This is a genomic window from Sphingobium quisquiliarum P25, from assembly GCF_000445065.1.
GTDB lineage: Bacteria > Pseudomonadota > Alphaproteobacteria > Sphingomonadales > Sphingomonadaceae > Sphingobium > Sphingobium quisquiliarum.
Genome location: NZ_ATHO01000134.1, coordinates 1 through 5710 on the forward strand (window position 1 = coordinate 1; position 5710 = coordinate 5710).

Here is a 5710-nt window from a genome sequence, read left to right on the forward strand (position 1 = left end):
GTCCCGGCCATGCCAGGGCGTGAGCGCCGTTATCGTTCATTTGAAGGCGGCAAGATTGTCGCGCACAAACTGTTCGAACCGGATCGCCTTGCGCTGGAGAACCCGCTCGACATCCGGGTAGACTTCCCCTTCGCCTCCCTTGGAAACCAGCGTGAACAGCTCGATCGCGGCGTCCGCATCCGCTTCCGGCAAGCCATTGGCGATCATGCCCGCGCGGGCGGCGGCGAAGGGCACAGGCTGGAACGTCACCGTTTCGCCTGGAGTGATCCGGCGGTCGCTGAGCCAGAACAGCCCATTCACGACACAGCAGGCGAGCGCCAGCAGAGCGACTCCCTCCCGTCCGCCCAGAGCGAAGGTGCCGAAGGTAACGGGCGCGCCCAGAAGCACGCCGAGATTGGCGAATTGAAGCATCAGCCCCGAAGTCGCGCCAATGGCGTCGGGGCTGGGCGCCACATGCGGAAAGCGCGCGGCGGACATGCCGACCAGGACGCCACCGCCGGCGCAGAACAGGAACAGGCTGATCACCGCGCCGGTCAGTCCGAGGACAGGCAGATAAGCCAGCGGCCCGGCGACAGCGACGATCACCAGCGTCACCACGAAGATCGCGCGCGCGCTGACGTTGCGGGCGAGCATCACCCCCAGCAGGATGCTGCCGATCACGGAGGCGGGATAGCTGGCGAGCGAAAAGAGCCCGGCGGTCGCTGGGCTGAAGCCGAATGCGCCGATCAGGAATGTCGGGAACAGCGCGCCCAGGCCGAACTGCGCGATCGTCAGCACGGCGAGGCCCACGGACAGGCGGATGGGGCCCCGCAAGCGCAGGACGTCGATCCAGCGGGTGCCGCCATGTTCGCTCTGCACGGCCTGCGACTTCGACAGGGCGAGCACGAGCAGCAGACCGGCGAGCGCGGCCACCGCATGAATGACGAAGACGATCGGCCAGCCGGGCCCTGACGCAAATCCCGCCAGCGCCGCTGAAAGGCCGATACCCACCGGCACCGTCGTGGAAATGAGCGCCATCGCCAAAGGCTGCCTTGCCCCGGTGGTGGTGCGCGCCACCATCGCCAGCGATCCGAGCGACACGAAGATGCATCCGCCGCCTTCGATAAGGCGCGATACGGTCAGCGATGCGAAGCCGGGCGCGTAATAGTCGCCGATATTGCCCGCGACGATGATGGCCATGCCCAGCGCCATCAGGCGGCGGTCGCCAATGCGTTCGGTCAGCGAACCGCCGAGCGGCGCCAGCAGCACGGCCGCGGCGGCGATGCTGGAAATGCACCATGAGACAGTCCCCGCGTCGACGCCCATCGACGATGCGACATCGGGAATGAGCGGCAGGATCTTGCCGATCGAAGCCGCCGCGATAAGCCCGACGAAAAATATGGTGATGATGCTGGTCCAGCTTCCCGGTTTCATTATCAGGCTCCTCCCGTTGCGGCCGCTGAGGGCGGCCCATTGCTTTCGGCCTGCGCCCATCGTTCCAGCCGGACAGCGTCAGGCCGGAACGAGGCGAGCGCAGGCCGCCCCCTTTATGCAGATACCGGCGTCAGGACAGCGGCCCGGCGGACTCGCTGTCCTCGCGCGCGGCTTTGGCCATCAGGCGCTCGAACAGCGTGATGGCCTTGTCAGCGGCGTTGGGGACCATCACGATGTCATCGGGCGTGCTATCGATGATGCGTTGCTGCGCCTCGATCATCAGCCGGTCCTCCTCGAACGCGCGCCCTGCGATCTCCAAGCGCATGCTGGCGACCTCTTCCGCGCCGGGAATGGCCCTGGGCACGCCCCAGGCATAATAATAGCGCGCCGTGCCCTCACCCGTAGCGCAGACCGACTGCGCGTTGTAATCGCGCACCACCGGCTCGATCGAGGGCGTGCCGAAATCACAGGAGCGGGCGGTGTTTTCGGGATAGAATTCCATCATCATCGAAAGATGGCCCGGTACGGTATATTCATACATCAACAGCTGATCGACGACACGCACCTCCAGGCGAGTCTCGTGCGCCGGTATTATCGCGCCGGGGACCCACCATGTGACCGATATGCCGTTTTCCACCGGCGTGATCTTCGAACGGGCTTCCTTCCATGAATCTTCGCGCGCGCCGAAGCTGGCGGTGTGAACGAAGGGAAGATGCGTGAAATCGAGCAGGTTGGCGTTTATCTGGCTGGCCGCCGCGCGATAATCCATCGCGCCCTTGGCGAAGGTGAACTCGCCGCCCTCCAGCGGCAGGAAATTCGGCAGGCGTCCGGGATCGGCCCCGGCGGGGTCGCCGCCCCATACGAACACCCAGCCGCTACGTTCGGCCACGGCATAGGACTGGATGCGGGCTTGCGCTGGCACCTTGTCCTGACCCGGAATCTGGATGCACTGGCCGGTCCGGTCGAACAATGCGCCATGATACATGCAGCGAAGCATGTCGCCTTCGCAGCGTCCGCGCGACAATGGCGCGAAACGATGGCTGCACCGGTCGTCCAGCGCGACCAGATCACCCGCATCGGTGCGATACACCACGATCGGCTTGCCGATGATCTGCCGCGCCGCTGGCGTACCCGTTTCGAATTCCTGCGAATAGCCGATTGCGTGCCAGGCATTTTTCACGAACATTGGCTCTCTCCTGATTATGCGATCCGCTCCCGGTCCTGCCTTCAGCGGATCGCCAGCCCGGTCACTTCACGCGGCCGAGATATCCGTTCATCCGTTTGGCCGCGAGGCCAGGCAGGCGCACCGCCCTGGCGGCCGCGACGCTGGCGGCTGGCACATCGCCCACCTGGACCAGCGCGACCATGCCCATGCCGTAATGGGGGAGACACTTGAAACCATAGAGACCCGGCGTCGTAACCGGCACGGCCAATTCCTTGTTGATCATGCCTTTTGCCGGTTTGACGCTGGCGGGCCACATAGCTGGAATGGTTTCGGCATTGTGGCTGGGGTCAGTCGGAACAAAGCGAATGACGTCGCCCGGCGCCGCTTTCACGAAAGCGGGTTCGAACACCATCGATCCTTCCGCACCCTTATTCTTCATATGGATGACGATTGTCTTGGCCTCGGCCGGGACAGCGGCCAGCGCCATCCCAAGACACAAAATTCCGCGAGCAACGAAATTAACCATTATCTTTCCTCTACTAGAGATTGTTCGGCGTCCATCATCGCCTGCAACATGCGGCGGCCTTCGACGGCCGTTCTATCGGTTCGGATGAGCAACTCCCTGGGATTTTCCCCCACGATCGCAAGCATCTTTTCGATCTCTTCGGTCGCGAACTTGTCTTCCCCTATGACTGGCCGCAGATAGTCTTCCATCTCGTCCAATATTCCGTGATCAGTGCTGGCCATGGCGAAGAAATAGGCGCAACTCTTCGCTGTTTCGGGCATCACGGCATGAAACAGCCGGGTGCGGAGAATGGGCTTTCCATCCTCCTTGCGATAGACGACGACCGGCTCGTTCAGGATGGTGCGGCCCAGCGGTTCACGCCCCACTTCTTCCGAAAAGGCCGCGACATACCAGCAGTCGCGGGCAGCAAATGATCCTTCATTGAAGGGGTACATTCGACGCCTCCCGGCTGCCCGTCGCGATCCGTCCCGGACGCGTTGCCGTGCCCCGGAACGGATATGACAGCCATGCATGCTGCGATGGAGAAGGGAGTGCCGACATGGCGCTGTCGCCTGACTATTTCTTCGCCGTTGAGGCCCGGCCGTTGTTGCGCATCAAATAGGCGGACAGGTCCTTGAGATCCTGATCGGACACCACGGTTTTGCGGAACTGCGGCATGATCGATATGCCGTTGCGCACATAATATTCGATCACCTCATGGGTCAGGTCAGTCCTGTCCTCCAACGCGGGCGGTACGGCATTTTGATATTTGACGTAGATCGCGAGCGTGCCCGGCAGATATTTCCAATGTTCGCCAGTCAGATAATCGTCGCCGCCCGATCCATGACCGTGACAGGCGGCGCAATTCGTCTGGAATATCTTGTCGCCGCGCGCGATCTGCGCGGCGGGCCCGTTTGCCGGGGCCGGAGCAGGCTTGCGCGCGCTGGCTAAACCAGCAGCGCCGAGGAACAATGTGCCGGCGATCGCAACCAGCGCGGTGTAACGAGCCATTATTTAGCCTTTCTATATCGGGCGGGCCAGATGCCGCCGCGGCCGGGCGACAGAATTCCGTTGGGATCGACCGCGTCCTTCATCGTTTCCGCGAACCGCAACAGGGCATTGTTGTTGAAAGAATGAGTGCGCGCGATCTGCTCCTGGAAGAATGCGGGCGCGCGATATTCGCCATAGCCCGCCTTCGCGGCCTCCAGGAGATAATGGCCATAGAGTTCACGCGTTTCCCGATTCTTTTTCGGGTCGTCCCTCGACAGCATGAAGATTCCCAGCATCATGAAGCTGCGGGGCTGCCATGCCATCGGCGGGTTGAAACGGGTCACGACAGAAGGAATGTTGAACCCCTTCGCCGCCTCGATGAACATCTTCTGTGCTTCGAACACAGCCTCCGCGCTCTTGGCGATCATCGTCGTGAAGCCGAGATGCCCGTCCGCGGGAACCGGCGAGCGTTCGTTTCTGGCGCCAAGGGCGAAGACGTCGAGCGCCGGGATGCCAAAGGCGCTCTTGCGGAGGAGGTTTTTCTTCTGATCCTCGGTAAAGGGAAAGCTGAATTCATTGATCAGCTTCGCGCTGCTTCCGGGAATGGCGGCGAGAATCCTTGCCTGGGATGCTTGCCACGCCGCACGGACAACATCCCGATTGCCGTAGAATTGCAACTCGACCGTCCAGGCCGGAACGCCAAGGTCAGCGGCAAGCTGGTCGAGCTGTTCATCGGGGACTGACAAGTCCCACGCGACCTTCTGCACGCGCGGGTCCATCATCTTGCCGAGCAGCGGGCTGCTATATTGCGGCGTCGTCGCCGTCCCGGTATTTTCCAGATAGTTGACGATGTCCACAAGCGGCGCAAAATCGGCGCGGCGTTTCACGGAAATGAGGCCGGAAATATAAGCCTCCAGCTCTGGCATCAGCCAAAAGCCCATCTTTGTGACGATGCCGAAATTCGCTTGCCCGAACAGCCCATCGACATAGGGACCATAGCCATAGCGATATTCGGCGAAGGTCTTGGATCCCGGCATTGCGCCCATGCCAGTGCGCATCACCTCGCCATTGGGCAGCACAACCTCCATCCCGCTGTGCGCGCCGAAATGATCGCGATAGGCCTGGAGCGTATAACCAAGGCCGTGATCGAGAGCGTTGCCTATCGGGCTTCCCCAGCCGGGATCGGGAATATCCAGCCACACCTTGAGCTTACGCTCCTGAATATAGCGGTACAGATCGAAATAGGAGACGCCCGGTTCGACGATTGCGAAATGACGCTTGTCGTCCACTTCGATGATGCGGTTCATCCGCTTGAGATCAACGATCACGCTGCCGCGCAGATTGGGCGAGGACCCGCCATAGCCCAGGTTCATGCCCGTCGAAATGGTATAGAGAGGAACCTTGAAGCGGTTGGCGATGCGCACGACCGCCTGCACTTCCTCAACGGTCGACGGGGCGACGGCGGCGGAAGGGATCAGTTCATCGGGCTCGTCCCACAAGGGCGAATAGGCGTCCCGATAGAGCATCACGTCTTCTTCGGACGTGAACACCCATTGCGAACCAACCGCCTGCGCGAACTGTTCGAGCGCCTGCTTGAAATCGGCGGCGGAAACCTGGGGCGGCAAAGGAAGGGCCAT

At 62.0% G+C, this 5710-nt stretch carries 5 protein-coding genes and 1 pseudogene; all 6 read right to left on the minus strand.

All coding sequences use genetic code 11. From position 1 onward, the window contains the following. Positions 1-36: 36 nt before the first annotated feature. A complete protein-coding gene (locus tag L288_RS36195; protein WP_021239066.1) occupies positions 37-1413 on the minus strand; it encodes an MFS transporter in 1377 nt (458 codons plus the stop codon). A gap of 130 nt (positions 1414-1543) precedes the next feature. Further along, the gene (locus tag L288_RS36200; RefSeq protein WP_021239067.1) at positions 1544-2599 is read right to left on the minus strand and encodes a Rieske 2Fe-2S domain-containing protein; all 1056 of its coding nucleotides are present in this window, start codon (positions 2597-2599) and stop codon (positions 1544-1546) included. 61 nt (positions 2600-2660) lie between these two features. Next, positions 2661-3104 carry a pseudoazurin gene (locus tag L288_RS36205; RefSeq protein ID WP_030539678.1) on the minus strand — a complete coding sequence of 148 codons (444 nt, stop codon included), beginning with the start codon at positions 3102-3104 and terminating at the stop codon, positions 2661-2663. Then, a pseudogene (locus tag L288_RS36210) lies at positions 3104-3619 on the minus strand (hypothetical protein); the annotation flags it as partial. The pseudogene L288_RS36210 and the gene L288_RS36205, both read right to left, overlap by 1 nt. A gap of 40 nt (positions 3620-3659) precedes the next feature. After that, the gene (locus tag L288_RS42580; protein ID WP_021239070.1) at positions 3660-4094 is read right to left on the minus strand and encodes a c-type cytochrome; all 435 of its coding nucleotides are present in this window, start codon (positions 4092-4094) and stop codon (positions 3660-3662) included. Continuing rightward, positions 4094-5710 (minus strand): FAD-binding oxidoreductase (locus L288_RS36215; protein WP_021239071.1); only part of this gene is annotated, 1617 nt, incomplete at its 5' end. The genes L288_RS42580 and L288_RS36215, both read right to left, overlap by 1 nt.

Bases quoted from the DNA above. Each gene is read 5' to 3' on its own strand.
- L288_RS36195 (WP_021239066.1), bottom strand. From the start codon at position 1,413: ATGAAACCGGGAAGCTGGACCAGCATCATCACCATATTTTTCGTCGGG.
- L288_RS36200 (WP_021239067.1), bottom strand. From the start codon at position 2,599: ATGTTCGTGAAAAATGCCTGGCACGCAATCGGCTATTCGCAGGAATTC.
- L288_RS36205 (WP_030539678.1), bottom strand. From the start codon at position 3,104: ATGGTTAATTTCGTTGCTCGCGGAATTTTGTGTCTTGGGATGGCGCTG.
- L288_RS42580 (WP_021239070.1), bottom strand. From the start codon at position 4,094: ATGGCTCGTTACACCGCGCTGGTTGCGATCGCCGGCACATTGTTCCTC.